20 protein-coding genes and 1 riboswitch are annotated in these 21,793 nt (G+C 56.5%); of the genes, 10 read left to right on the top strand and 10 right to left on the bottom strand.

What is annotated here, in order from left to right:
* Positions 1–4 precede the first annotated feature (4 nt).
* Genes ftsL through mraZ form a run of 3 tightly spaced genes read right to left on the bottom strand, consistent with a single transcriptional unit; the run spans position 5 to position 1,724 of the window.
* Positions 5–325 carry a cell division protein FtsL gene (gene ftsL / locus DDT56_RS08935; RefSeq protein ID WP_009111436.1) on the bottom strand — a complete coding sequence of 107 codons (321 nt, stop codon included), beginning with the start codon at positions 323–325 and terminating at the stop codon, positions 5–7.
* Complete coding sequence (gene rsmH, locus DDT56_RS08930; protein ID WP_136166101.1) at positions 322–1,263, bottom strand: 16S rRNA (cytosine(1402)-N(4))-methyltransferase RsmH; 942 nt, start codon at positions 1,261–1,263, stop codon at positions 322–324. Before rsmH ends, ftsL begins: the two co-directional genes overlap by 4 nt.
* Before the next feature lie 2 nt (positions 1,264–1,265).
* On the bottom strand, positions 1,266–1,724 hold the full coding sequence (mraZ, locus tag DDT56_RS08925; RefSeq protein WP_136166100.1) for a division/cell wall cluster transcriptional repressor MraZ: 459 nt from the start codon (positions 1,722–1,724) through the stop codon (positions 1,266–1,268).
* Between the two features lie 884 nt (positions 1,725–2,608).
* Here mraZ and DDT56_RS08920 point away from each other — a divergent pair.
* Positions 2,609–3,052, top strand: coding sequence for an L-alanine exporter AlaE (locus DDT56_RS08920; protein ID WP_136166099.1), 444 nt, complete (start codon positions 2,609–2,611; stop codon positions 3,050–3,052).
* A gap of 21 nt (positions 3,053–3,073) precedes the next feature.
* Here the strand turns inward: DDT56_RS08920 and def are convergent, their stop codons facing one another.
* The 6 genes from def to DDT56_RS08890 form a co-directional block, all read right to left on the bottom strand.
* Positions 3,074–3,595: a peptide deformylase gene (gene def, locus DDT56_RS08915; protein WP_136166098.1), complete on the bottom strand. Its 522-nt coding sequence runs from the start codon at positions 3,593–3,595 to the stop codon at positions 3,074–3,076.
* 21 nt (positions 3,596–3,616) lie between these two features.
* Positions 3,617–4,822: a DUF2075 domain-containing protein gene (locus tag DDT56_RS08910; RefSeq protein WP_136166097.1), complete on the bottom strand. Its 1,206-nt coding sequence runs from the start codon at positions 4,820–4,822 to the stop codon at positions 3,617–3,619.
* Between the two features lie 97 nt (positions 4,823–4,919).
* Entirely contained in the window at positions 4,920–5,924 is a 1,005-nt protein-coding gene (cra, locus tag DDT56_RS08905) for a catabolite repressor/activator (RefSeq protein WP_136166096.1), read from the bottom strand.
* 195 nt (positions 5,925–6,119) lie between these two features.
* Complete coding sequence (gene ilvN / locus DDT56_RS08900) at positions 6,120–6,611, bottom strand: acetolactate synthase small subunit (RefSeq protein ID WP_168197597.1); 492 nt, start codon at positions 6,609–6,611, stop codon at positions 6,120–6,122.
* A gap of 2 nt (positions 6,612–6,613) precedes the next feature.
* Positions 6,614–8,332, bottom strand: coding sequence for an acetolactate synthase 3 large subunit (ilvI, locus tag DDT56_RS08895; RefSeq protein WP_136166095.1), 1,719 nt, complete (start codon positions 8,330–8,332; stop codon positions 6,614–6,616).
* A gap of 79 nt (positions 8,333–8,411) precedes the next feature.
* Positions 8,412–10,217 (bottom strand): AMP-dependent synthetase/ligase, encoded by a 1,806-nt coding sequence (locus DDT56_RS08890; RefSeq protein ID WP_136166094.1) that lies wholly within the window; start codon positions 10,215–10,217, stop codon positions 8,412–8,414.
* 358 nt (positions 10,218–10,575) lie between these two features.
* Between DDT56_RS08890 and leuL the strand changes: the two genes are divergently transcribed.
* The 5 genes from leuL to leuD all read left to right on the top strand — a co-directional run bounded on the left by leuL (position 10,576) and on the right by leuD (position 15,441).
* The gene (gene leuL, locus DDT56_RS25200; RefSeq protein ID WP_136163865.1) at positions 10,576–10,653 is read left to right on the top strand and encodes a leu operon leader peptide; all 78 of its coding nucleotides are present in this window, start codon (positions 10,576–10,578) and stop codon (positions 10,651–10,653) included.
* A gap of 97 nt (positions 10,654–10,750) precedes the next feature.
* On the top strand, positions 10,751–12,331 hold the full coding sequence (leuA, locus tag DDT56_RS08880; RefSeq protein WP_136166093.1) for a 2-isopropylmalate synthase: 1,581 nt from the start codon (positions 10,751–10,753) through the stop codon (positions 12,329–12,331).
* A complete protein-coding gene (leuB, locus tag DDT56_RS08875) occupies positions 12,331–13,422 on the top strand; it encodes a 3-isopropylmalate dehydrogenase (protein WP_136166185.1) in 1,092 nt (363 codons plus the stop codon). The genes leuA and leuB overlap by 1 nt, the downstream gene beginning before the upstream one ends.
* Before the next feature lie 2 nt (positions 13,423–13,424).
* On the top strand, positions 13,425–14,825 hold the full coding sequence (leuC, locus tag DDT56_RS08870; protein WP_136166092.1) for a 3-isopropylmalate dehydratase large subunit: 1,401 nt from the start codon (positions 13,425–13,427) through the stop codon (positions 14,823–14,825).
* A gap of 13 nt (positions 14,826–14,838) precedes the next feature.
* Positions 14,839–15,441 (top strand): 3-isopropylmalate dehydratase small subunit, encoded by a 603-nt coding sequence (gene leuD, locus DDT56_RS08865; RefSeq protein WP_136166091.1) that lies wholly within the window; start codon positions 14,839–14,841, stop codon positions 15,439–15,441.
* 196 nt (positions 15,442–15,637) lie between these two features.
* On the opposite strand, the gene sgrT is transcribed toward leuD, so the two are convergent.
* On the bottom strand, positions 15,638–15,802 hold the full coding sequence (sgrT, locus tag DDT56_RS08860) for a glucose uptake inhibitor SgrT (protein WP_136166090.1): 165 nt from the start codon (positions 15,800–15,802) through the stop codon (positions 15,638–15,640).
* Positions 15,803–15,892: 90 nt separating this feature from the next.
* On the opposite strand from sgrT, the gene sgrR reads away from it, so the two are divergent.
* The 4 genes from sgrR to thiQ all read left to right on the top strand — a co-directional run bounded on the left by sgrR (position 15,893) and on the right by thiQ (position 21,034).
* Entirely contained in the window at positions 15,893–17,551 is a 1,659-nt protein-coding gene (sgrR, locus tag DDT56_RS08855; protein ID WP_136166089.1) for an HTH-type transcriptional regulator SgrR, read from the top strand.
* 41 nt (positions 17,552–17,592) lie between these two features.
* Positions 17,593–17,733, top strand: a riboswitch (TPP riboswitch).
* A gap of 97 nt (positions 17,734–17,830) precedes the next feature.
* Positions 17,831–18,817, top strand: coding sequence for a thiamine ABC transporter substrate binding subunit (gene thiB, locus DDT56_RS08850; RefSeq protein ID WP_136166184.1), 987 nt, complete (start codon positions 17,831–17,833; stop codon positions 18,815–18,817).
* Positions 18,793–20,403 carry a thiamine/thiamine pyrophosphate ABC transporter permease ThiP gene (gene thiP / locus DDT56_RS08845; protein WP_136166088.1) on the top strand — a complete coding sequence of 537 codons (1,611 nt, stop codon included), beginning with the start codon at positions 18,793–18,795 and terminating at the stop codon, positions 20,401–20,403. The genes thiB and thiP overlap by 25 nt, the downstream gene beginning before the upstream one ends.
* A complete protein-coding gene (thiQ, locus tag DDT56_RS08840; protein WP_136166087.1) occupies positions 20,387–21,034 on the top strand; it encodes a thiamine ABC transporter ATP-binding protein ThiQ in 648 nt (215 codons plus the stop codon). The genes thiP and thiQ overlap by 17 nt, the downstream gene beginning before the upstream one ends.
* Positions 21,035–21,793: the final 759 nt, after the last annotated feature.

The raw sequence follows: 21,793 nt of genomic DNA, 5'->3' as shown, positions 1-21,793 counted from the left end.
TAGTTCATTGCTTAACCACAATATTTTCCTGTGACGGATCGACATGCCCCATTTGCAGTTTTTCCGTCGCGATCCGCTCAACGCGGCTATGATCCCCTAACGAATTTTCTTCCAGAATCAGGTTGCGCCACTCAATATCCAGCGCGTCACGCTCCAGCAATAGCCGTTCGCGCTCCGCGGTCAACAAACGCGTTTTGTGCGCCGTCGTCACCACCAGCACCGCGGAAACCAGCACCGCCGCCATCAGCAACAGCGGGATCTTGCCGTTACGCAGCAGATCCTCGCCGATGACGCCGACCAGGCCGTGACGCTCATGGCCGATCATGCCGGCAGCCTCTCGGCAAAGCGCAGGACCGAACTGCGGGCGCGGGGATTGGCGGCGACCTCTTCAGCCGACGGCATCATCTTCCCCACCTGCTTCAGGGTTTGTCCGCCCTGGCTGCGCAGCTGTTCTTCCGTCAACGGCATACCTGCCGGCACCTGCGGACCACGGCTCTGATGACGGATAAAGCGTTTGACGATTCTGTCTTCCAGCGAGTGAAAGCTGATGACCGACAGGCGACCGTGCGGAGCCAGCACGCTCAACGCGCCGTTCAGCGCCCGTTCAATCTCTTCCAGCTCGCTGTTGATATAAATGCGAATGGCCTGGAAACTGCGCGTCGCCGGGTGTTTATGCTTTTCGCGAATCGGACTGGCGGCGGCAATCAGCTCGGCCAGTTCTTTGGTGCGCGTCAGCGGTTCGGCGCGGTTCCGCTCGACGATGGCGCGGGCGATGCGTTTGGCGAAACGCTCTTCACCGAAGGTTTTCAGCACCCAGGCAATATCTTCCGCTTCCGCTTTCAGCAGCCACTCGGCGGCGGAAAGGCCGCGAGTCGGATCCATGCGCATATCCAGCGGACCGTCGCGCATAAAGGAGAAACCGCGTTCGGGATCGTCGAGCTGCGGCGAGGATACGCCCAGATCCAGCAATACGCCGTCAATACGACCGGTAAGGTCGCGCTCGGCCATATAGTCGGCCAGCGCGGAAAACGGGCCGTGAATAATGGAAAACCGGGGATCGTCTATCGCGCCGGCGGCTTCAATGGCCAGCGGATCGCGATCGATCGCCAGCAGGCGTCCTTCCGGTCCCAATTGGGAAAGAATGAGGCGAGAGTGGCCGCCACGGCCAAAAGTGCCGTCTATATAGGTTCCGTCGCTGCGAATATTCAGGCCGTTAACGGCCTCGTCCAACAGCACGGTGGTGTGTTTATAATTTTCCGGCATGACTATAGCGATAAGTCCTGCAACCGCTCAGACAAGGGTTCCTGAGTCGATTGTTCTGCGTCGATATCTTCCTTGACCTGTTGATACCAAGTCTGTTCATCCCACAGTTCAAACTTGTTGAACTGCCCGACCAGCATCACTTCTTTTGTAAGGCCTGCGTGCTGCCGCAACGTACCGGCGATCAATAACCGTCCGGCGTTATCCATCTGACACTCGCTGGCATGGCCCAGCAACAGGCGCTGAACGCGGCGCTCTGCGGGGTTCATACTCGACAGGCGCGACAGCTTCTGTTCAATGATTTCCCATTCAGGCAAGGGATAAAGCAGCAGGCACGGCTGATGAAGATCAATGGTGCAAACCATTTGACCTTGCGATTCCTCGTTCAGCGTTTCCCGATAACGGGTAGGTACGGCAAGCCGCCCCTTGCTGTCGAGATTAACCAGCGTTGCCCCACGAAACATGCCTGAGTTACCCCTCCATAACCTTTTTTACCACTTTATCCCACAAATCCCCACGATGAAGAGTGTACGGAGGGTATTAAAACCTTGTCAAGCCAGAGCTGGCGTGCTTTGGAATTATTTCTGCATGGATTTGGGCCGGCAGGAAGGTAAAAAAAATAAAGGCGGATAATTAATAATTATTAAGATCATGAAAATTTAAGAGAATTTCACTCCCAAAATAATATTGGCTGGCGAAATGGCGCTGGATTTCCCTTGGTCGATTATTTTTATTGTCACAGGCTGATACTAAATATAAATGTTTCCAGAATAATCTTAACTTGCCGTAAGCCTTGCATAACAAGGCTTTCGCTAATCAGGCGCTATTATACTGCGATTGCCGGCATTTGCTCAACGTCACATTTTTATCATCAATATCCCTGTGTCTTTATTCAGCGCCCGATTTACTTTAATTTACGTTTTCCTCGCCAAAAATCCTCCGCCAAAAAGAAAAATCCACAGTTAAGTACCGCGGAATAAATAAAGTATTAGCGTATTCACCGCCGCGGGTTAAAAAGCATGGGGATATATCCAGTTATTTTTAGCGCTCATTTTCTCTTCTTAAGCCGCTATTTCCCGTTGAATGACACGCTAGCGCCAGCCTAAATTAAGGTATTGTTTTTAAAATAATTTATTACCATTCGCGCGATAAAAAAGCAAAACGGCAGCAAACCGAAGATAAAGTAGCGAAAAACCTGACCAAGAGGTCAAAAATAAATATTTTTAGCTACTTATTAAGCAACAATACAGTGATGTACACTACCCACAATTTAAAAAGCAAAACAAAAAGCCATGATTAACCCGTTACTCTGATTTTTGTTCGCCATCTGAAAATGGAGTGAGTGGAGATGTTCTTTTCCCCGGCCTCAAGATTACGCAGCGCCACGGCGGATACCTTCGCCCTGGTGGTTTATTGCTTTATTACCGGCATGGTGATTGAGATCGGGCTTTCCGGCATGAGCTTTGAACAGTCTTTATCTTCACGGCTGCTGTCTATCCCGGTCAATATCGTCGTTGCCTGGCCCTACGGCATTTACCGCGACCGCGTGCTCGGCTTCGCCCGACGCCATGGCCCGCAACACTTTCTGCTACGCAACCTGGCCGATCTGCTGGCGTACGTCAGTTTTCAGTCGCCGGTTTATATCGCCATTCTGTGGACCATCGGGGCGGATTCGTCGCAGATGCTGACCGCCGTTGCCAGCAATGCGGTCGTCTCCATGGTGATGGGCGTGATATACGGCTATTTTCTGGAATACTGCCGCCGGTTGTTCCGGGTCGCCGTCACCGGCTAACCGGCTTCCCCGGCAAAGGCATCACCGATGGGAAACCGTTTTGCGGCGCAGTTTGGCAAGCTGCGTCTTGAGGCGGTTACGTTTCAGATCGGACAGATCGTCGAGCAGCGACAGCCCGTCCAGATGATCGATTTCGTGTTGCAGGCATACGGCAAATTCGCCGCCGGCGTCGATCTCCCGCGCGGCGCCGTCCAGATCGATAAACGCCGCCTTGACCCGCTGCGCCCGTTCCGCCGGCATGGGATGGCCCGGAATAGAAGAGCACAGTTCCAGATGCGACGTTTTCTCCGGCGAAGAGTAGGTTATCTGCGGGTTAATCAAGGCCAGGCGCTGGCGTTCTCCCTTTTCGTCCGCCATATCTATGACGACGATGCGCAGCGGAACGCCCAATTGGATGGCGGCAAGCCCCGAATCCTTCATGGCGTCAATCACGGCGAACATACGCGCGACCAGCGCCTTAACCTCATCATCAATAATATCGACGTTGCGGGAACGCTGGTTCATCCGCGGATCGTCGATCCAAAGCACTTCAGTTGCATCCATAGTTATCTTCCCCGTTACTCTCTATTTTCGCGCCAGCGACATCAGCTTGTTACGCAACCCGCGATCGTGGGCGTAAATATAGAGTCCGTGAATGGCGCGGGTCATCAGCACATTGATGGCGTTGAGCATGATGCGCTCTTTCATCGCGGCGCTATTTTCAATTGCCGATTGGCCCTGAAAAGCCGCGCTATCTTCGTATCTGGCCGCATCGAGCACGATCTCCTCGCGCTGCGCATCCCACGCCACCGACGGCCCCAGAATCAGGCCGACGTAGTTCAGATCGAACCCCTGCGCGGTGTAAACCGATCCCACCTCGTCAATGGTGTCTTCGCGCTCGGCCCAGGGCAGACGCTCATTGGGTTTCGCGCGGTCCCAGCGTAAGCGGAACCGCCCCTCTTCGATAAAATAGTCCTGCCCGTCCAGCCGATAGGGATAGTCATACGTCGACAACATGCGCGACAGGCCGCTGGCCGCATTTTTTTCTTTTACCCGTTCATACATCGCCTGGGCATCATCGAATATCCCGATCTCGAAAGCCTCTTCCGCCGCCGGCAACGGCAGCAGCCGGCGCTGGCAAAAAGCGCGGATCCAGCGCAGGCTCGCCGCGTCCGCGCGCATGCGGAACTGCCGCCGCAGCGCGTAAACCTCATGCGGCCAGCGGGCCAGCATGCGCGACAGATCGCTTTCCCGCCACAGGCTCTTGAACTTCAACACCTGCTGTTCATCGAAAACCAGCACCACGATGCGCGCCAGACGAATAATCTCCTCCAGATGATTATCCTGGAAAAAGTGGTTATAGCTATCGCGCCGGGTCAGCAGCAGATGCGCCTCGTCAACCAGCACGATGTCGGCTATCGCAGAGCGTTTATGCATCCGGTTGATAAAGGTGGTAGGCCGCTCATAATCCTTTTTTCTCAGCGCGGGCTGGTTATCGGCGGCATTTTTATAGGCTTTCAGCATCTCGGGATGGTTAACGAGAAGGTAGTTCTCGCTGCCGTAAAGCGGGTGCCGCGGCCGCAGGCGGGACTGGGTTTGTATCTCGCCAAACAGGGTATTCAAAAAAACGCTTTTGCCCGTTCCGGCCTCGCCATGAATAACGAAGAGCGCATGTCGGTCATGCCGATGCCGGTTCAGGAACGCCTCGACGCCGCGCTTTAACGCCTCCTGCTCGGCGGAAAGCGCTTTTCCCGGCGCGAGCTTAAAACTGGCCTGATTAATTTCTGACATGTTAACTGACTGATTTATGAAAGGTTTAAACGCAGATCGTTTTTCATCGTCGGCGGGCGCCATACGTTGCGCTTATATGGCGCGCCGGGGAACGATGTTAACGGCGGCTAAGCGAGCCGCGGCGATAAAGGTTGCGGCGAATGCGGTTAAGCCCCGGCTTCGGCCTTTTCGGCTCGTCCAGACTGGCCAAAACCAATTCCAATACCCGTTCCGCCACTTCACGATGACGCTGCGCGACGGACAATACCGGACACTCCAGAAAATCCAGCAATTCGTTATCGCCAAAGGTGGCGATGGCCAGATTATTCGGCAAACGCCCGCTCTGGCGCAGCGTAACGTCCATCACGCCCTGCAACAGCGGAAAAGCCGTGGTGAACAGCGCTTTCGGCATCGGATGATCGTTAAGGTACTGGGCAAACGCCGCCGCCGCCGCCGAGCGCTCATAGCTATTGGCATACAGATAATGCACTTCCCGCGCATCGTCGGCCCAGGCCTGGCGAAAACCCTGTTCACGCAGGAAACTGACCGAAAGCTCAGGCAGCGCGCCGAGATAAAGAACGGATTCGGCCGGGATTTTCCTCAGCTCCTGCGCCAGCATTTCGGCATCTTCGAGATCGGCGCCGACCACGCTGGTGAAATGTTCGCGATCCAACGCCCGGTCGAGCGCGATAATCGGCAGGCTGTTATTCACCCAGCGCTGATAGAACGGGTGCTCCGGCGGCAGCGCCGTCGACACGATGATTGCATCGACCTGGCGTTGCAGCAGGTGTTCGATGCAGCGCATTTCGTTATCCGGCTGATCTTCGGAACAGGCGATCAACAGCTGATATCCGCGCTGTCGCGCCTGGCGTTCCAGATAATTGGCAATCCGCGTATAGCTGGTATTTTCCAAATCAGGGATCACCAGGCCAATAGAACGGGTGCGTCCGGCGCGTAATCCGGCGGCGACGGCGTTGGGATGATAGTTATGCTCTCTGACCACCGCCATCACTTTCTCAACGGTCTTATCGCTGACGCGATACTGTTTTGCTTTTCCATTGATCACATAACTGGCAGTAGTGCGTGAAACACCCGCAAGACGCGCGATTTCATCCAGTTTCACTGGTAACCCCTTAGTAAGCCGGATAAATAAAATAGAGCGATGACCATAAGCTCATCATGGATATCCGTGTAGATCTAACAGCAGAAGCAACTGAACGGCAACCGCTTTTATCATATATAGGATAACACCGGAAAAAATCGACAGGCCCGATGCGATTATCGGGCCTGTTACGGCAAAAATCCGCGCTAAATCCTCCTAACGCATGATTTTATCGCCGCGGGATACGCCAACGATCCCGGAACGCGCCACTTCCACAATCTCAGCCACTTCACGTACGGCGTTGAGGAACGCATCCAGCTTATCGCTGGTGCCGGCCAACTGAACGGTATAAAGCGAGGAGGTGACATCCACAATCTGCCCGCGAAAAATCTCGGCGCAGCGTTTGACTTCTTCACGGCCGTAGCCCGTCGCCTGCAGTTTCACCAGCATGATTTCGCGCTCGACGTGGGTGCCCTGTCCCAGCTCGCTGACGCGCAACACATCCACTAGCTTATGCAGCTGCTTCTCTATCTGCTCCAGCGCTTTTTCATCGCCAACGGTTTGAATGGTCATGCGCGACAGCGTGGGGTCGTCGGTCGGCGCCACCGTCAGGCTTTCAATATTGTAACCGCGCTGCGAGAACAGGCCGACGACGCGTGACAATGCGCCGGATTCATTTTCAAGTAATACCGATAAAATCCGCCGCATGATCAGGTCCTCTCCGTTTTGCTTAGCCACATCTCATCCATCCCGCCGCCGCGGATCTGCATCGGGTAAACGTGCTCGCCGCTGTCGATTTTGACATCCACGAACACCAGACGGTTTTTCTGCGCCAGCGCCTGCGCCAGCTTGCTTTCCAGTTCGTCCGGGGTATCAATGGCGATGCCGATATGCCCATAGGCCTCCGCCAACTTGACGAAATCCGGCAGGGACTCCATATAGGAACTGGAGTGGCGGCCGGAATAGATCATATCCTGCCACTGTTTCACCATGCCGAGGAAACGGTTGTTCAGGTTAACCACCACGATCGGCAGGTCATACTGCAGCGCGGTGGAAAGTTCCTGAATATTCATCTGAATGCTGCCGTCGCCGGTGACGCAGATAACCGTTTCCTGCGGCAGCGCCAGCTTGATCCCCAGCGCGGCGGGCAGGCCGAATCCCATGGTGCCCAAACCGCCGGAGTTGACCCAGCGGCGCGGCCGATCGAAAGGATAGTAAAGGGCGGCGAACATCTGATGTTGGCCCACGTCCGAGGCGACATAGGCATTACCGCCCGTCAGCCGATACAGCGTTTCAATCACCGCCTGCGGCTTGATCGCCTCGCCGTCCGCGCTGTACTTCAGGCAGCGGCGGGCGCGCCACTGCTCGATGTTCTGCCACCAGTCGCGCAGCGCGTCAAACTGCTGCTGCGCCTCATCCTGCGCCAGCAACTCCAGCATCAGGGTTAATACCTGGCGGGCATCGCCGACGATGGGAATATCGGCGTTTACCGTTTTGGAGATCGAAGCCGGATCGATATCAATATGCAACACCGTGGCGTCCGGGCAGTACTTGGCCAGATTATTGGTGGTGCGATCGTCAAAGCGTACGCCGACGGCGAAAATCACGTCGGCGTTATGCATCGCCATATTGGCTTCGTAGGTGCCATGCATCCCAAGCATGCCCAGGCTTTGACGATGCGTGCCGGGGAAGCCGCCCAGCCCCATCAGCGAACTGGCCACCGGCAGGTTGAGTTTTTCCGCCAGCGCCAGCAGTTCCTGATGGCAGCCGGAGTTGATCACCCCGCCGCCGCTGTAAATAATCGGCTTTTCCGCCGCCAGCAGGGTTTGCAACGCGCGTCGAATCTGCCCTTTATGCCCCTGAACCGTCGGGTTATAGGAGCGCATGCTGACGCGATCGGGATAGGCGTAAGGCTGCTTATTGGCCGGATTCATCACGTCTTTCGGCAAATCCACCACCACAGGACCGGGACGGCCGCTGGACGCCAGATAAAAGGCTTTTTTCAGCACCGTCGGCACATCTTCAGCCTGTTTGACCAGAAAGCTGTGCTTTACGATGGGCCGGGAAATCCCCACCATATCGCACTCCTGAAAGGCGTCGTAGCCAATCAGCGACGTCGCCACCTGACCGGAAAGCACCACCATGGGAATCGAGTCCATATAGGCGGTGGCGATACCGGTAATGGCGTTGGTCGCGCCGGGACCGGAGGTCACCAGCACCACGCCGACCTCGCCGGTGGCGCGCGCATAGCCATCGGCCATATGCACCGCGCCTTGTTCGTGGCGCACCAAAATATGTTCAATACCGCCAACCGTATGCAAGGCGTCGTAAATATCCAGCACCGCACCGCCGGGATAGCCGAATACATGTTTTACGCCCTGATCGATTAACGATCGGACCACCATCTCGGCGCCTGACAACATCTCCATGGGTTTGCCTCTTAACATAGGGTTTTTAAATATAACTAATCAAAATAACGTGAGATGATAACTCAGGCAACGGCAACCGTCATGATTCAGAATACATGGCGTCGATTTCCAACTGATAACGCTGATGAATCACCTTGCGGCGCAGCTTCAACGTCGGCGTCAGCTCCCCCTCCTCCATCGAAAACGGCGCTGGCAACAGGGTGAATTTTTTCACCTGTTCGACGCGGGACAGCTCTTTCTGTATCTCGCGCAGGCGTTGCTCGAACAGTTCGATAATATGGCTGTGGCGCAGCAGATCCAGACGATCGTGATATTTCAGATTGATCGAGCGGGCATGCTCTTCCAGCGCTTCAAAACAGGGAACAATCAGCGCCGACACGTATTTGCGCGCATCGGCGATCACCGCCACCTGTTCGATAAAGCGATCCTGCCCCAGCGTGCCTTCCAGGTGCTGCGGAGCGATGTATTTACCGCCGGAGGTTTTCATCAGATCTTTCAGGCGTTCGGTAATAAACAGATTGCCTTGCGCGTCCAGTTCGCCGGCATCGCCGGTTTTCAGCCAGCCATCCGCCGTAAAGGCGTCCGCCGTGTCCTGCGGACGATGGAAATAACCGCGCATCACCGTGGCGCCGCGCACCTGAATTTCATTATCCGCGCCGATGCGCACCTCAATTTCCGGCAAGGGCGTGCCGATCGACCCCAGGAGGAAGTTCTCTTCTTCCCAGCAGGAGACCGTGGCGCAGGTTTCCGTCATGCCATAGCCGTAGACGATGCGGATCCCCATCGACTGGAAAAACAGAATAATGTTGTCGTCCAGCCGCGCGCCGGCGGCGGGCAGAAACCTGACCTGCCCGCCCAATAGCTGGCGTAATTTACCCAGTACCAGACGGTCGGCGTAGCGATGCATAAGGCGACGCCACGCGCCGGGATGTTTGCCGGCGCGCCGCAGCAGAAAGACCCGCCGCCCCTGGTCGACGGCCCAGTGGAATAAGCGCTGACGATACCAGGGCGCCTGCGCCACTTTTTCATAAATCGCGCTGTACACCTTTTCGTAAAAGCGGGGCACCGCGCACATCACGGTCGGTTTAACCGCCTGCATGGCGTCGCGCACCAGATTGGTTTCGCTGAGATACACGTTTTGCGCGCCGCTGTGCATGATAAAGAAGCTCCAGGCCCGTTCGAACACGTGCGACAACGGCAGAAAGCACAGGGAAATATCCGTCTCCGTCACGTGTAAACGCCGGTCGTGCAGCTTGAGCTGCATCGCCATATTGGCGTAGTCCAGCATCACCCCTTTGGGTTCGCCGGTGGTGCCGGAGGTATAAATCAGGGTAAATAGATCGTTGAGATCGCGGCCGTCAATCCGCCTTTGCAGCTCATCGCGCCAGAACGCGTCCACCGCCTGCGCTTCGAATTCGCGCAGCGTTACGGCAATATCGCAGCCGCGTAAATCCACGTCGTCGTCCATCACAATGATATTGCGTAATTGCGGACAGGTTTCCCGCAGCGCCAGCAGGGCGTCGAACTGCGCCTGACCGCCGACAAAAATGGTGCGGATATCGGCGTCGTTAATGATAAATGCCGCCTGCGCGGCGGTGTTGGTGGCGTAGATCGGCACGCTGACGGCCCGCAGGTGCAGCATCGCCAGATCGACCAGCGACCAGTTCAGCGAATTATGCGAGAAAATCGCCGCGCGCTCCTGCACGTCCAGCCCCTGCGCCAGCAGGGCGCTGGCGATTCGCCGAATGCGCTGTCCCGCCTGAGCCCAGCTAAGCTGCCGTTCGCCGTCCGGCGTCCATTCCCGTAACACGATGCGACCTGAACAATGTTCAACCTGCTGCTGTATCCGGTGTACTACATGGTATTGCTGTAAATGCTCATTCATTTGCAAGAGACTACCCACAGAGGAAAGTTAGCCTGAAAGTTTCAGCGTACAGTGTTGTATACCCTAAATAATTCGAGTTGCAGGAAGGCGGCAAGGGAAGGAATCCCGATGAGCTTACTTAGGTAAGTGATTCGGGTGACTGAGCGCAGCCAACGCACATGCAGCTTGAAGTATGACGGGTATAAATTATTTGGGACGCAGTCTACCGTTAAAGAATAAAACCGCAACGATCTTTCTAACCCCGGCAGCGGGCCTCAGATGGTTTACTTGACGCGGGTCACACCAAATCAAAGGTTGACATAACCCTGCTAATCAAGTACCAATAGAGCACTTTACAAATTTCAGATGACGAGACTTCATGTTCAACTTCACTTTCCTACTAGGCCTACTACTAAACGCATCTACATTGCGCGGTATGCCGGTGGGAGGAATTTAGAACTGATTTCACGCCACCAAATAAAAAACCCGCGCCGATGCGCGGGTTTTTTTTTAACTCGCCGGGCGCCAAGTAAATACGATAAGGAAACCAATCGATGAGCCAGCAAGTCATTATTTTCGATACCACATTGCGTGACGGTGAACAGGCGCTGCAGGCCAGTCTGAGCGTTAAAGAGAAACTGCAAATCGCGCAGGCGCTGGAAAGAATGGGCATTGACGTAATGGAAGTGGGCTTCCCGGTTTCCTCGCCCGGCGATTTCGAATCCGTACAGACCATTGCCCGCCATATAAAAAACAGCCGGGTTTGCGCCCTCTCGCGCTGCGTTGAAAAAGATATTGACGTCGCCGCCGAGGCGCTGCGCGTGGCCGATGCCTTCCGCATCCACACCTTTATCGCCACTTCGCCGATGCATATCGCCACCAAACTGCGCAGTACGCTGGACGAGGTTATCGAACGGGCGATTTACATGATCAAACGCGCGCGCAACTACACCGACGACGTGGAATTCTCCTGCGAAGACGCCGGGCGCACGCCAATCGACGATCTGTGTCGCGTGGTGGAGGCCGCCATCAACGCCGGCGCCCGCACCATCAATATTCCGGACACCGTCGGTTATACCCTGCCCCACGAATTCAGCAATATCATCTCTTCCCTGTACCAGCGCGTTCCCAACATCGATCAAGCCATTATCTCCGTTCACACCCATGACGATCTCGGTCTGGCGGTGGGCAACGCCATGGCGGCGGTCAACGCCGGCGCGCGCCAGGTTGAAGGCACGCTGAACGGCATCGGCGAACGCGCCGGCAACTGCGCGCTGGAAGAAGTGATCATGGCGATCAAAACCCGTCATGACATTCTCAACGTCCAGACCGCCATCAATCATCAGGAAATCTACCGCACCAGCCAACTGGTCAGCCAGATTTGCAATATGCCGATCCCGGCCAATAAAGCCGTGGTGGGCGCCAACGCTTTCGCCCACTCCTCCGGCATTCACCAGGACGGCGTGCTGAAAAATCGCGAAAATTATGAAATCATGACGCCGGAATCCATCGGCCTGAAAGAGGTCCAGTTGAATCTGACTTCCCGGTCCGGCCGTGCGGCGGTCAAGCACCGCATGGAAGAGATGGGCTATCAGGACAGCGACTATAATCTGGATAATTTGTACGCCGAGTTCCTGAAACTGGCGGACAAAAAAGGTCAGGTATTCGATTACGATCTGGAAGCGCTGGCCTTTATCAATAACAAACAAGAAGAGGCCGAATTTTATCGTCTGGACTATTTCAGCGTACAATCAGGCTCCAGCGTGATGGCGACCGCCTCGGTCAAACTGATCTGCGGCGATGAAACCCAGTCCGAGGCCGCCACCGGCAACGGCCCGGTCGACGCCGTCTATCAGGCGATTAACCGTATTACCGGCTACCAGATTTCACTGGTTAAATATCAGCTGACCGCCAAAGGGCAAGGGCGCGATGCGCTGGGTCAGGTTGATATCGTGGCGGATTATCAGGGACGCCGTTTCCACGGCGTCGGTCTGGCGACGGATATCGTCGAATCCTCCGCGCAGGCAATGGTGAATGTTCTGAACAACATTAAACGCGCTCAGCAGGTAGAAAAAGAAATTCAGCGTCTGCAACAGCACAACAGCAAACAACAAAATAGTCAGGAAACAGTGTGATGACAAAGAGTTACCATATCGCCGTCTTACCCGGAGACGGCATCGGGCCGGAAGTAATGGCGCAGGCACACAAAGTATTGGACGCGGTGCGTCAGCGCTTCGGCATAGGGATCACCACCAGTGAATACGACGTGGGCGGCATCGCCATCGACCGTCAGGGTACGCCGCTGCCGCAGGCGACCATAGCCGGATGCGAGCAGGCCGACGCGATCCTGTTCGGTTCGGTCGGCGGGCCGAAATGGGAACATCTGCCGCCGGCCGAACAGCCCGAGCGCGGCGCACTGCTGCCGTTGCGCAAGCATTTCCGCCTGTTCAGCAACCTGCGCCCGGCGCGTCTGTATCAGGGGCTGGAAGCTTTCTGCCCGCTGCGCAGCGACATCGCCGCCAAAGGCTTCGATATCCTGTGCGTGCGTGAACTGACCGGCGGCATCTATTTCGGCCAGCCGAAAGGCCGCGAAGGCAGCGGCCAGTACGAGCGCGCCTTCGATACCGAGGTGTATCACCGCTTCGAGATTGAGCGCATCGCCCACATCGCCTTTCAGTCCGCCCGCAAACGGCGCGGCGTGGTGACCTCCATCGATAAGGCCAACGTGCTGCAAAGCTCCATCCTGTGGCGTGAAATCGTCACTGAAATCGCCAAGGAATATCCGGATGTGAAGCTGTCTCATCTGTATATCGACAACGCCACGATGCAGCTGATTAAAGATCCCTCCCAGTTCGACGTGCTGCTGTGCTCCAACCTGTTCGGCGACATTCTGTCCGACGAGTGCGCGATGATCACCGGTTCGATGGGCATGCTGCCGTCCGCCAGCCTGAACGAACAGGGTTTCGGCCTGTACGAACCCGCCGGCGGCTCCGCGCCGGATATCGCCGGTAAAAACATCGCCAACCCGGTGGCGCAGATTTTATCGCTGGCGCTGCTGCTGCGTTACAGCCTGGGCGCCGACGACGCGGCCGGCGCGATTGAAAAAGCCGTGAATACCGCCTTGGCTGAAGGCTATCGCACCTCCGATCTGGCAAGCGACGGCCAGGCCGTCGGCACCAATGAGATGGGCGATGCCATTGCCCGGTTTGTGGCGCAAGGGGCATAACCATGAGCAAGACGTTATATCAGAAATTATTCGATGCGCACGTGGTGCGCGAAGCGCCAAATGAAACGCCCCTGCTGTATATCGATCGCCATCTGGTGCACGAAGTGACCTCGCCGCAGGCTTTCGACGGTCTGCGCGCCAAAGGACGCAAGCTTCGTCAGCCGGGCAAAACCTTCGCCACCATGGATCACAACGTCTCCACCCAGACGAAAGATATCAACGCCAGCGGCGAAATGGCGCGTATCCAGATGCAGGAGCTGATCAAGAACTGCGCCGAATTCGGCGTGCAGCTGTATGACCTGAACCACCCGTACCAGGGGATCGTGCACGTTATCGGTCCGGAACAGGGGATGACGCTGCCGGGCATGACCATCGTCTGCGGCGACTCCCATACCGCGACGCACGGCGCGTTCGGCTCGCTGGCGTTTGGCATCGGCACGTCTGAAGTCGAACATGTGATGGCAACGCAAACCCTGAAGCAGGGCCGCGCCAAAACCATGAAGATCGAAGTCACCGGCGATGCCGCGCCCGGCATCACCGCCAAAGATATCGTGCTGGCGATTATCGGGAAAACCGGCAGCGCCGGCGGCACCGGCCACGTGGTGGAGTTCTGCGGCAAGGCCATCCGGGCGCTGAGCATGGAAGGCCGTATGACGCTGTGCAACATGGCGATTGAAATGGGCGCCAAGGCCGGCCTGGTGGCGCCGGACGAAACCACGTTCGCCTATCTGAAAGGGCGTCAGTTCGCGCCGAAAGGCGCCGACTGGGACGCCGCCGTCGCTTACTGGAGTACGCTGAAGTCCGACGACGACGCCGGCTTCGACACCATCGTCACGCTGGATGCCGCCGACATCGCCCCGCAGGTAACCTGGGGCACCAACCCCGGCCAGGTGATTGCCGTCAATCAGGTGATTCCGTCGCCGGAATCCTTCAGCGATCCGGTGGAACGCGCGTCGGCGGCCAAGGCGCTGGCCTATATGGATTTGCAGCCCGGCATCAAACTGACCGAGGTGGCGATCGACAAAGTGTTTATCGGTTCCTGCACCAACTCGCGTATTGAAGACCTGCGCGCGGCGGCGGAAGTCGCCAAAGGCCGTAAAGTCGCCAACGGCGTGCAGGCTATCGTGGTGCCCGGCTCCGGCCCGGTGAAAGCCATGGCCGAACTGGAAGGGCTGGATAAAGTATTTATCGAAGCCGGCTTCGAGTGGCGCCTGCCCGGTTGCTCCATGTGTCTGGCAATGAACAACGACCGCCTGAACCCCGGCGAGCGCTGCGCCTCCACCAGCAACCGTAACTTCGAAGGCCGTCAGGGACGCGCCGGGCGCACGCACCTGGTCAGCCCGGCGATGGCCGCCGCTGCCGCCGTCACCGGCCGCTTCGCCGATATCCGCGAGTTGAACTAAGAGAGACGCCGACATGACTAAATTTACCCAACATACCGGTCTGGTGGTTCCTCTGGATGCCGCTAACGTTGATACCGATGCGATTATTCCCAAGCAGTTTCTGCAAAAGGTGACGCGCACCGGTTTCGGTCAGCACCTGTTCAACGACTGGCGCTTTCTGGACGAGTCCGGCCAGCAGCCCAATCCTGATTTTGTGCTGAATAAACCGCGCTATAAAGGCGCCAGCATCCTGCTGGCCCGTGAAAACTTCGGCTGCGGCTCGTCGCGCGAACATGCGCCCTGGGCGCTGACCGACTACGGCTTCAAGGTGGTGATCGCCCCGAGCTTCGCCGATATTTTCTACGGCAACGCCTTCAACAACCAGCTGCTGCCGGTGACGCTGAGCGAAGCGGATGTGGATACGCTGTTCAAACTGGTCGACGGCGAGGAAGGCATTACCTTTACCGTCGATCTGGAAAACCAGACCGTAGTGGCCGGCGGCAACAGCTACCCGTTCGAAATCGACGGCTTCCGCCGCCACTGCATGCTTAACGGGCTGGACAGCATCGGGCTGACATTGCAGCACGACGCGGCCATCGCCGATTATGAGCGGAAGCAGCCATCGTTCCTGCATTGATACCGTCCGCACTTACCGGTGGCGCGAGTTCGCCGGTAATAACGCACGATCGATAATCATCAGGAGGTTCCCCCGTCGGGAACCTCTTTTTTATGGCGCGCCAGTTACGGCGCGCCATAAAAAAAGCCAGCGGAAGGTTTCGCTGGCTGGTGAAGTGCACCATTACTCAGAATTATTCTTTTCTCGTTCTCTGCGACTATATCCAGTGGCGATATTCTTCCTCCGACATTTCCGCTATTTGCCACTGCGTCGCCTGCTGCAATAACGCCATCCGCTGTTGGGCCGAGAGCCAGCACAGCCATTTCGCCCGGCACGTTGAGAGATAGGTCTGATAGAACCGGTACAACATCGGGATTGTCATAAGCCACCTCCGCGCTTTCATTATGGGAAAGTATCAACGTAATATAGGGAAAGATAAATTGATGACTTTAAGGCCAGGAGTTCCCCTTTTATGACTTCATCCCGTCTGCAACAACAGTTCGTGCGCCTGTGGCAACGCTTTCAGGGGCAAACCACCGCCACCACGCTGCAAGAGCTGGCGAGCGTTCTGAGCTGTTCACGCCGTCATATCCGCTCGCTGCTGGGCGCCATGCAGCAACAGGGCTGGATTACCTGGCAGGCGGAAGCGGGACGGGGCAAGCGCTCGCAGCTGACCTTTATCTACACCGGGCTGGCGCTGCAACAGCAGCGGGCCGAGGACCTTCTGGAGCAGGACCGCATCGATCAGCTGGTGCAGCTGGTGGGGGATAAAGACACCGTGCGGCAAATGCTGCTGGCGCATCTGGGCCGCAGTTTCCGCCAGGGCAAACATATTCTGCGCATTCTTTACTATCGCCCGCTGCGCAATCTGCTGCCGGGTTCCGCCCTGCGGCGCTCGGAAATGCATATCGCCCGGCAGATTTTCAGCGGTCTGACCAATATAAATGAGGAAAACGGGGAACTTAAACCCGATCTGGCGCACCACTGGCAAATGTTATCCCCGCTGCACTGGCGGTTTTATCTGCGCCCGTCGATTCGTTTTCACCACGGGCGGGAGCTCGCCATGCAAGACGTGATCGCCTCGCTCACCCGGCTCAATACGCTTCCCTTGTTCTCCCATATCGATAGCGTGACCTCTCCGATGCCGTTCGTGATCGACGTCCGGCTGAGCAGCCCCGACCACTGGCTGCCCTGGCTGCTGGGCAGCGTGCCGGCCATGATCCTGCCGGAGGAGTGGCGCACCCTGCCTGATTTCGCCCGCCAGCCTATCGGGACCGGCCCCTACGCGGTAACGCGCAACAATAATAATCAGTTGAAAATAAAAGCGTTTGATGACTACTTCGGCTATCGGGCGCTGATTGACGAGGTCAATATCTGGGTGTTGCCCGACGCCACCGAGGTGTATCCCTGCTCCCTGCACCTGGAATCGGATGATTCATCCCACGATGAGCTGGAAAGCCGTATGGAAGAGGGGTGCTACTTCCTGCTGTTCGATAAGCGTTCGCCCCTCGCCGGCCAGCCGCAGGTGCGCCGCTGGCTGTGCCGGATATGCAACCCGATAGCCCTGCTCAGCCACGCGGATAGCGCGCATCAGCGCGACTGGTCGCCGGCCTATAGCCTGCTGCCCCGCTGGCATTACCGGCAGCGTGACGACGCGCAGGAAAAACCGGCGGAACTGAAACAGCTCACTTTGACCTTCTATCATGACCATCCCGAATATCAGATGATCGGTGAAATAATAAAGAAAGTGCTGAAAGCACACGGCGTTAACCTGACCATCCAAACGGTGACCTACGAGGATTGGCACCAGGGGGAAGCGCGGAGCGATATCTGGCTGTGCAGCGTCAACTGCTATCTGCCCCTGGAGTTCTCGCTGTTTGCCATGCTTTACGAACAGCCGCTGATGCAGCATTGTCTGGAGGAAGATCTGCATCAGGACGCCGGCCTGTGGCGCAGCAAAGCGCTGCCGATGGCGGAATGGAGCGAAAAACTGGTGCGTAGCGGCCAGTTGCATCCGCTGTTTCACAACTGGCTGCAACTGCAGGGACAGCGCAGTATGCGCGGCATCCGCATGAATACCCTGGGGTGGTTCGATTTCAAATCCGCCTGGTTCGCCCCGCCGGAAAACTGACGACTCGGCTTTCCCTGCCCTCTCCAAGCCTTTACAATAGGCCGTTCTCAACGGGGTGCGAAAACGGCTTTGTCCCTGATATCAGGTTTTATCAACTGTCTCTAATGCGTTTTTCGCTGAGAAAATACCCGTCGAACCTGATCCGGTTAATACCGGCGAAGGGATTTGAGAGTGTTCATCGCTGACTCAAAGACCTTTGCCACCCTATAACGACAGGAGTGCAAAGTGTTAATTACATCGCTATTAAAAAAATCCCGACCGCGGAAACGCCCGCTTTCCCTGTGGAAAAAAATCCTTCCCTGCCTGCTGCTGATGTCGGCGCCGGCGTTCGCCAAACCGGCGCTCACGGTCTACACCTACGACTCCTTCGCGTCCGAATGGGGTCCCGGCCCGGTGATCAAAACCGCCTTTGAAAAAGAGTGTGAGTGCGAACTGAATTTTGTGGCGCTGGAAGATGGCGCCTCGCTGCTGAACCGCCTGCGCATGGAGGGGAAAAACAGCAAAGCGGATATCATTCTGGGGCTGGATAATAACCTGCTGCAGGCGGCGGAACAGACCGGGCTATTTAGCCGGCACCAACTGGATACCGCTGCGGCCATGCAGGTTCCCGGCGGCTGGGACAACGCCACCTTTGTGCCCTATGACTACGGCTATTTCGCCTTTGTCTACAACAAGGATAAGCTGAAGAATCCCCCCAGGAGCCTGCATGAACTGGTCGACAGCAGCGAGCCGTGGAAGGTGATTTATCAGGATCCCCGCACCAGCACACCGGGATTGGGGCTGCTGTTATGGATGCAGCAGGTGTACGGCGAACAGGCGCCGCAGGCGTGGCAAAAGCTGGCGAAAAAAACGGTTACCGTCACCAAAGGCTGGAGCGAAGCCTACGGCCTGTTTCTGAAAGGCGAGGCCGATCTGGTGCTCAGCTACACCACCTCCCCGGCTTATCACATCATTGAAGAGAAAAAAGACAGCTACGCCGCGGCAAACTTCAGCGAAGGGCACTATCTGCAAATCGAAGTCGCCGGGCAGCTGGCATCCAGCAAAAACCCGGCGCTGGCGAAACGTTTTATGCAGTTCATCCTGACGCCGGCATTCCAGCAGGCTATCCCCACCACCAACTGGATGTATCCGGTAATCAACACCGAGCTGCCCGCCGGCTTCGCCTCGCTTGCCGTACCGGAAAAAGCCTTGCAATACAGCGCGCAGCAGGTGGCGGAACAGCGGAATAACTGGATCCAGGCATGGCAACGCGCCGTCAGCCGCTGACCGCCGGCAGCCTGTGGCCGGGCGGACTGGCCGCCACGCTGCTGATCTCGGTGGCGCTGCTGGCTTTCGGCGCGCTGTGGCTACAGGCGCCGGAAAACCAGTGGCGGACGCTATGGCACGACAGCTATCTGTGGCATGTCATCCGCTTCACCTTCTGGCAGGCATTTTTATCCGCCCTGCTCTCCACCCTGCCGGCGATCTTCCTCGCCAGAGCGCTTTATCGCCGGCGTTTCCCCGGCCATCGCTGGCTATTGCGGCTGTGCGCCATGACCCTGGTGCTGCCGGTGCTGGTGGCGGTATTCGGCCTGCTGAGCGTCTACGGCCGCCAGGGCTGGCTGGCGCAGCTGCTGGAGGCGGCGGGTCTTCCCTACCGCTTCTCCCCTTACGGACTGCAAGGCATTCTGCTGGCGCATATTTTCTTCAACCTGCCGCTGGCGACCCGCCTGCTGTTGCAGTCGCTGGAGGGCATCGCCACGGAACAGCGCCAGCTGGCGGCCCAGTTGGGCATGAACGGCTGGCAGCATTTTCGCATCGTCGAGTGGCCCTGGCTGCGCCGGCAGATCCCGCCCACCGCCGCGCTTATCTTCATGCTCTGTTTCGCCAGCTTCGCCACCGTGCTGTCGCTGGGGGGAGGACCGCGGGCCACCACCATCGAACTGGCGATTTATCAGGCGCTGAGCTTTGATTACGATCCGTCGCGCGCCGCGCTGCTGGCGCTGATTCAAATGACCTGCTGCCTTGGGCTGGTGCTGCTGAGCCAACGCTTAGGTCGGATGCTGCCGGTGGGCAGTACCCGGCAACTGGCGTGGCGCAACCCGCAGGACAGTGTGTTCAGCCGGATATGCGACAGCCTGCTGATCGGCGCGGCGCTGTTGTTGATCGTGCCGCCGCTGCTGGCGGTGGTGGTGGACGGCGTCAACCGCTCCCTGCTCAGCGTATTGCAACAGCCCGCGCTGTGGCAAACGCTGTTCACGTCGCTACGCATCGCCCTGGCCGCCGGCGTGATCTGCGTCATCCTGACCATGATGCTGCTATGGAGCAGCCGGGAGCTCAAGCTGCGCCACCGGCCGCTATCCGGCCAGCTGATGAATCTGAGCGGCATGTTGATCCTCGCCATGCCCGGTATCGTGCTGGCGACCGGTTTTTTCCTGCTGCTGAACAATACGCTGGGATTGCCGCAATCCCCTTATGGCCTGGTGGTGCTGACCAACGCGCTGATGGCCATCCCCTATGCGCTCAAGGTGCTGGAAAACCCGATGGTGGATATCGCCGAACGCTATAATCAACTCTGCCTGTCGCTGGATATTCGCGGCTGGCGGCGGTTGAAAATTATTGAATTGAAGGCGCTGAAACAGCCGCTGGCTCAGGCGCTGGCGTTTGCCAGCGTGCTGTCAATAGGCGATTTCGGCGTTATCGCCCTGTTCGGCAATGAGCAGTTCCGCACCTTGCCCTTTTACCTTTATCAGCAGATTGGAGCCTATCGCAGCGCCGACGGCGCCGTTACCGCGCTGTTGCTGATGCTGCTGTGCTTTATGCTGTTCACCCTGATTGAAAAACTGGCGGATCGCGATGATCTTTCTCGATAAACTGACCTATCTCTACCAGCAGATGCCCATGCGCTTCGACCTCCATGTGCGGCAGGGAGAACGCATTGCCGTTCTCGGCCCCAGCGGCGCGGGGAAAAGCACCCTGCTGAACCTGATCGCCGGCTTTCTGCCGGCTGACGGCGGCGAACTGCGTCTGAACGGGGAAGATCACCGTCATACCCCGCCCGCCAAGCGTCCGGTCTCCATTCTGTTTCAGGAGAACAACCTCTTTCCGCACCTGACCATTGAGCAAAATATCGCCCTGGGGCTGAATCCTGGTTTGCGGCTCAATGCCGAACAGCGCGCAACGCTGCGGCGTATTGCGCAGCAGGTCGGGTTAAGCGAGCTATTCCAGCGCCTGCCCTCGCAGGTTTCCGGCGGCCAGCGGCAGCGCGCGGCGCTGGCCCGATGTCTGGTGCGCCATCAGCCTATTTTGCTGCTGGATGAACCCTTCTCCGCGCTCGATCCCGCATTACGCCTGGAGATGCTGCAACTGGTGGAACAGGTGTGCGATGAACGCCGGCTGACGCTGCTGATGGTGTCGCACAATCTGGATGATGCGCAATATATCGCCAGCCGGGCAGTCACCGTATCTGAAGGGCGCATTATCGACAACCGGCGGCTCAAATAAAGCGGTCATAACGTCATTTACCGTTCTGGTTAAAACTAACGCCATTGAATAAAAGGAAATGTTAATAAAAGGAAATAAAAACGGCTATTTTACGACGTAAATAGACGCTTCTTCACACCATATTGTGATCTACCCGGTTATTCTGGGAAAAACTTTAAACTGATGCGTGAAACGCGCTAAAAAATAAAATATGCTACCAGGTAATAAACATAGAGCAACGTAGCAATCACTCCATAACAACAGCTACGCAACATTATAATAACATCGCCATTCTTATATTATGGGTAGAGATAATAATGCTTTTGATTTAGTTGGCTATTTTGCCGACTTTTTCTAAAAACGCATAAACCAAATAGCCCATTTTTTTATTATCCATACTATTTTTATATTACTGAAAGCCACCAGAAAAATTCATTACACCCAACATATTTACCAATGTTTTCAAGAGAGATTCCGATCAATCCGCAGACTGCAATCAAGAAAGCAAATGGCAGGAGGTGATATTAATTAACAATTAAATAACCAAATATAACACAAGAACAACAAATACTTTGATCGAGATTGATAATAAAAGATATGACGATTTTTTACATCCTGGCGTGATGCCAATTAATAATGCAAACGCGAAATAATAAGCAGGCTATTATTAATTTCCGCTCAGGACGAAAAGAAAGGCGTTAACAGCTTCCCAGCGGAGATTTGTTATCAATCTCAATCAAAGTCACCAATTTGATACGGAATATATTTTCTCTCGGCATC

The organism is Brenneria corticis, from assembly GCF_003115855.1.
Classification (GTDB): Bacteria; Pseudomonadota; Gammaproteobacteria; order Enterobacterales; family Enterobacteriaceae; genus Brenneria; species Brenneria corticis.
Note: the sequence above shows the minus strand (reverse complement) of the source record. Positions and strands in the feature narration are given on the sequence as shown.

What these genes read in the sequence shown, in the direction of transcription:
- ftsL (WP_009111436.1), bottom strand. Translation starts at nt 325, where the DNA reads ATGATCGGCCATGAGCGTCACGGCCTGGTCGGCGTCATCGGCGAGGAT.
- rsmH (WP_136166101.1), bottom strand. Translation starts at nt 1,263, where the DNA reads ATGCCGGAAAATTATAAACACACCACCGTGCTGTTGGACGAGGCCGTT.
- mraZ (WP_136166100.1), bottom strand. Translation starts at nt 1,724, where the DNA reads ATGTTTCGTGGGGCAACGCTGGTTAATCTCGACAGCAAGGGGCGGCTT.
- DDT56_RS08920 (WP_136166099.1), top strand. Translation starts at nt 2,609, where the DNA reads ATGTTCTTTTCCCCGGCCTCAAGATTACGCAGCGCCACGGCGGATACC.
- def (WP_136166098.1), bottom strand. Translation starts at nt 3,595, where the DNA reads ATGGATGCAACTGAAGTGCTTTGGATCGACGATCCGCGGATGAACCAG.
- DDT56_RS08910 (WP_136166097.1), bottom strand. Translation starts at nt 4,822, where the DNA reads ATGTCAGAAATTAATCAGGCCAGTTTTAAGCTCGCGCCGGGAAAAGCG.
- ilvN (WP_168197597.1), bottom strand. Translation starts at nt 6,611, where the DNA reads ATGCGGCGGATTTTATCGGTATTACTTGAAAATGAATCCGGCGCATTG.
- ilvI (WP_136166095.1), bottom strand. Translation starts at nt 8,332, where the DNA reads ATGGAGATGTTGTCAGGCGCCGAGATGGTGGTCCGATCGTTAATCGAT.
- DDT56_RS08890 (WP_136166094.1), bottom strand. Translation starts at nt 10,217, where the DNA reads ATGAATGAGCATTTACAGCAATACCATGTAGTACACCGGATACAGCAG.
- leuL (WP_136163865.1), top strand. Translation starts at nt 10,576, where the DNA reads ATGTTCAACTTCACTTTCCTACTAGGCCTACTACTAAACGCATCTACA.
- leuA (WP_136166093.1), top strand. Translation starts at nt 10,751, where the DNA reads ATGAGCCAGCAAGTCATTATTTTCGATACCACATTGCGTGACGGTGAA.
- leuB (WP_136166185.1), top strand. Translation starts at nt 12,331, where the DNA reads ATGACAAAGAGTTACCATATCGCCGTCTTACCCGGAGACGGCATCGGG.
- leuC (WP_136166092.1), top strand. Translation starts at nt 13,425, where the DNA reads ATGAGCAAGACGTTATATCAGAAATTATTCGATGCGCACGTGGTGCGC.
- leuD (WP_136166091.1), top strand. Translation starts at nt 14,839, where the DNA reads ATGACTAAATTTACCCAACATACCGGTCTGGTGGTTCCTCTGGATGCC.
- sgrT (WP_136166090.1), bottom strand. Translation starts at nt 15,802, where the DNA reads ATGACAATCCCGATGTTGTACCGGTTCTATCAGACCTATCTCTCAACG.
- sgrR (WP_136166089.1), top strand. Translation starts at nt 15,893, where the DNA reads ATGACTTCATCCCGTCTGCAACAACAGTTCGTGCGCCTGTGGCAACGC.
- thiP (WP_136166088.1), top strand. Translation starts at nt 18,793, where the DNA reads ATGGCAACGCGCCGTCAGCCGCTGACCGCCGGCAGCCTGTGGCCGGGC.
- thiQ (WP_136166087.1), top strand. Translation starts at nt 20,387, where the DNA reads ATGATCTTTCTCGATAAACTGACCTATCTCTACCAGCAGATGCCCATG.